We start from the raw sequence: 3,517 nt of genomic DNA on the forward strand, positions 1-3,517 counted from the left end.
ATCCCGGCACAAGCCGCGAGAATAAGGCAACCGGCGAATGAGTGCGCACGAGAGGCATATGTGAAAAAGGCTGTCACTGAACAGCGGGGAGCTTTGTCCCCGGTTCGATTACCTGTTGCTTCGCTGTTCATCTTGATGAGCTGCATTTTTGTTCTCGTGCCAGATGGACTGTTCCGCTTCACTTTGCCCAAGTTGGCCTTCCTCGCGGCAGGCGTGGGGCTGGGAATCATTGCCGGATCACGGACAAGGCTTGCACCGCAAGTTGCATGGACCGCCTCCGGGGTCCTTGCCGTCTTCGCCCTCGCTGCCGTGGTTGTTGACGGATTCGGCCCGTCGTTCTGGGGCCGTTGGCCGCGGTACGAGGGCGTCCCCACAGTAGCCGCGTACCTGCTGTTGCTGCTGGTCGGGTCACGCCTTTTAGGTCCTGGCGCCAACGCGACCGTTCGCACCTTCTGGACGAGGATGGTGGCCGGAAGCATGCTCCTGCTTGCCCTTGCGGCAGTGCTGGAGGCATTGGGAGTGAACCTCCTGGGCGACAGCGATAACTTCCGGTTCGGGGCGACTCTTGGCAACGCGACCGATATGGGGATCGCGGGGCTGACCGGCTGTGCCGTCCTGCTTCCGCGGGCAGTCTTTCGCAGGGCACCATGGGACACTGCCGGCGCCATCGGCGGGGCCATCGTTGCCGCAGCTTCCGGGTCCCGGGCGGTGATCATTGTGCTCGCCGTACTCATTGTGGCTGTGATTGCCTGGCGGGCGTGGCAGAACAGGGGTGCTTCCGGTTCCCGTCGCGGGGGTCTTTGGCTTTTTGGCGCGGTGGCGTCGGTGGCTCTCGCGGTCCTTGCCTTTCCTGATGTCCGGGGAAGGCTCCTGACGGGAGGGACAGTAACGGGACGTGTTGATTTGTGGACCGCCACATGGGCGCTCGTTCACGACAACTGGCTGCTGGGCGCAGGCCCAGGGCGCTATGTGGACGCCCTGCCGCGGTATCAGACCGAGGGGTTTGCCGCCCGCGTGGGGACCGACTTCCCGGCGGACAGCCCCCACATGATTCCGCTGCAGTGGCTGGCCGACGGCGGTGTGCCGCTGCTGGTCGCCAATCTGCTCCTGTGCGCAGCCGTACTCTGGGCTGCCGCGCGGAACATCCGGACGAGCTGCAGCGATGCGGACCGGTTGTTCCTCGTTGGCGCCGCGGCCGCGGTGGGCTCGTTTGCCCTGGTCCTGCTTACTCATTTTCCTACGCCGGGCACCACAGTCATTGCTGGCCTCTGCGCCGGTGCCCTTGCCGGCGTCGTGCCCTCCAACCCGAAACCGGACAAGCCCGCCGCCCGGAAGGCGGCACCAGCCCAATTCCAGCAAAGGAACGCCTCAAAGGTTCCGGTAATCGCTGGGCCGGCAGCGGTTTCCTGCCTTGCCGTCATATCCGTCGCCGCCGGCATGGCATCCGCAGCCGAGGTATCCCTGAAAAGGGGCGAAGCTGCAATTCGCGAGGGGCGCCTCGGCGAAGCATCCGAAAACTTCGAATCAGCAGCAGCCCTGCGCCGCTGGGATCCGGACGTCGCCCTCCTGGCAGGCCAGGCTTTTGCCGGCCGAGCAGCAGCGGGGGACCCGGCGTCGGGAAAGCTTGCAGCCCAGTGGTCCGCCCGTTCCCTAAAAGCTAATCCGGGCTCGGTGGAATCCATGACGTCACTTGCCGTGGGGCACCTGGCCGCCGGCGACCTCGCAGCCGCACAGGAGACCTTGGCCGAGGCCAGGCTTGCTGCCCCCGTCAACTCGCAGGTATGGCTGCAGTCCGGGCTGGCCGAGTACGCAGCCGGCCGGGCTGACAGCGCCGTCGCCTACGTTGCAAAGGCGGCATCCCTTACCCCTGACCCCGAGGAAGAAAGGGCCATCCTCGCAGCACTGCAGGAAGTGGCGTCCGCGCCCTAGCTGATGCCGCCGTTACCGAACAACACTTTGCTAGGCGCTTTGCGGCAGCGAGTGCTGGTAATCTGTCGGCAAGATCTGCGCTCTTGACTGGCCTTGGGCGGAGCTTTATTTCCGGGGGGAAATGTGAATGTTTTTCGAAGGGTCTCTTGTGCCGTCCTAGCGGGCGTTCTCATGGCGTCCACGATGTCTGCTGTTCCTGCTGTTGCCGCACCTGCGGACGTGGCGGCCTACAACCACACTCTGGAGGAGGCCAACGAACAGCAGATCGTTGACGTCTTCAACGGGATCAACAATTACCGTGCAAGTCTCGGCGTTGCCCCGGTGAAGTTCAACGTCACCGTTTCGGAGATGGCCGAGGACTGGTCCGACCATATGGCCGCAACTTCGCTCTTCCAGCACAACCCGGGCTACTACCAGGACCCGCGTGTAGCTGACCGTTGGACCGCCGCGGGCGAAATCATAGCCGCCAGAGGCGACACCCGGGCCCAGGGACTTGTGGAACAGTGGATCAATTCACCGGGGCACGAGGCGATCCTGCGGAACCCGAAGTTCAACACCATCGGCGTCGGGATCTCCATCAGCGCCAGCGCCCAGTACCGCATGTACGGGACCGTCAATTTTTTCGCATTCAGCGACGCCAACGCGCCCAGCGGCACCTACACCACCGCCCAGGACTTCTTCGGCAGCCAGCCCCCGGCGCCGTTCACGGACTCTCACCAGAGCGGGTTCCAGGATGCGATCGCTTGGATGAAGGAGAACAGGATTTCAGAGGGATATCCCGACGGTACCTACCGGCCCTTTGAATCAGTCAGCCGCGAGGCGATGGCCGCCTTCATCTACCGGCTTGCCGGCGCAGACTACGTAGCGCCCAAGGAATCCCCGTTCAAGGACGTCCCCACCGACCATCTGTTCTACCAGCAAATTGCCTTCATGAACGCCCAGGGGATCAGCACCGGATGGTTGGACAAAACGTACCGCCCGTACGAGCCGGTCAGCCGTGAGGCGATGGCAGCCTTCATGAACCGCTTCGCCGGTGTCTACTGCGGGATACCGGCCGCAACTGGGTATGCGGCACCTTCCGCGCCGACCTTCACGGACTCACGGGCCAGCGCCTTTTACAGGGAGATCGAGTGGATGCGTTCTGCAGGAGTCACCAAAGGCTGGGACGACGGCAGCTACAAGCCCTTCGAAAACGTCAGCCGTGAAGCCATGGCTGCGTTTATGCAACGGCTCAGCGGTTACATTGCGGCCCATCCCGGCAACCGCTGCCTCTGAGTTGATGACCGCCTGGCCGGCTCCTTCCGCCCGAGCCCCTAGACTTACTGTTGAACCAGTGCTGCAAGAAATTTGCCGAACGTCCTGGGGGGACACACATGCCCGATCCGGCGGATCAGAACGCACGCGCCCATGCAGAAGATGCAGGGCAGCCGGAGCTGCGCCGACGCCGTGACAATCGTCATGCCGACGGCGCGGTGCCGGATGCCCGGACAGGAACCATGCCAGCCGTAACACCCAACCCTTCCAGCCAGCCCGACGGCGGCAGGCCGCTCACGCGCCGGACCTCCTGGGCGGAGGCCGCGGCTGCAGC

General features: G+C 64.1%; 2 protein-coding genes. Both read left to right on the forward strand.

The genetic code is table 11. From position 1 onward, the window contains the following. Positions 1-156 precede the first annotated feature (156 nt). Positions 157-1,929 (forward strand): O-antigen ligase family protein, encoded by a 1,773-nt coding sequence (locus AC5RWX_RS31515; RefSeq protein WP_494100124.1) that lies wholly within the window; start codon positions 157-159, stop codon positions 1,927-1,929. 183 nt (positions 1,930-2,112) lie between these two features. Next, complete coding sequence (locus tag AC5RWX_RS31520) at positions 2,113-3,204, forward strand: CAP and S-layer homology domain-containing protein (RefSeq protein WP_494100125.1); 1,092 nt, start codon at positions 2,113-2,115, stop codon at positions 3,202-3,204. Positions 3,205-3,517 lie beyond the last annotated feature (313 nt).

This window comes from Arthrobacter sp. SPT-J7 (assembly GCF_059089965.1).

Coding starts and splice junctions, on each gene's coding strand:
- AC5RWX_RS31520 (WP_494100125.1), top strand. CDS start 2,113: ATGTCTGCTGTTCCTGCTGTTGCCGCACCTGCGGACGTGGCGGCCTAC.